Raw genomic sequence first — 597 nt, 5'->3', positions numbered from 1 at the left:
TTTGATCATTTAGAAGGATATATATGTGAACCTTCTGGTCCTGACGAAACAAGGAAGGAACTCGATAAACGTATTCCAGAAGGAACATATAAATTAGTCTGGCACATAAGTGATAATTTTCCTAAATATAAATATAGTCCAAAAATACTCAAAAATGGATTCCCAAAGCTATATAATAAGAATGTTCCTGAAACGAGAGGAATTTTAATACATTCTGGCACTGTTGGAAAACATTCTGAGGGATGTATTTTGCCTGGAACAAGTGTGGTAAAAAATAAAGAGAATAAGATAATATCCCTGTTTAATAGTAAGTCTATGTTTTTCAAATTTATTGATGAAAAAATAGAAATAGAAGGTATAGAAAAAATAAATGTAACTTTCAAAAATCAAATTGAAGATACATATGATATTGAGTTTGTAGAAAGTATTGAAAACCCATTACCTCCTAAACCTAAGAAAAAGAATTAAGAATTTAATGATTGAAAATAAATATCATGGACAAACGTGTGTATATTTTTTTTACCCTATTTATTATAACTATAATCTCTTACTCTCAGGAGAAATGTGATTTTGACAGTTTTATTAAAAATGAATTTC

General features: G+C 27.6%; 1 protein-coding gene. It reads left to right on the top strand.

Annotated features, from left to right (window positions below):
- The coding region (locus tag HMPREF9075_RS13390; RefSeq protein ID WP_009414967.1) for a DUF5675 family protein at nucleotides 1-468 on the top strand (468 nt) is incomplete at its 5' end.
- Between the last annotated feature and the right edge of the window lie 129 nt (nucleotides 469-597).

The organism is Capnocytophaga sp. oral taxon 332 str. F0381 (genome assembly GCF_000318275.2).
Classification (GTDB): domain Bacteria; phylum Bacteroidota; class Bacteroidia; order Flavobacteriales; family Flavobacteriaceae; genus Capnocytophaga; species Capnocytophaga bilenii.
The sequence above is the reverse complement of the archived record's forward strand: the minus strand, read 5'-3'. Positions and strand labels throughout refer to the sequence as shown.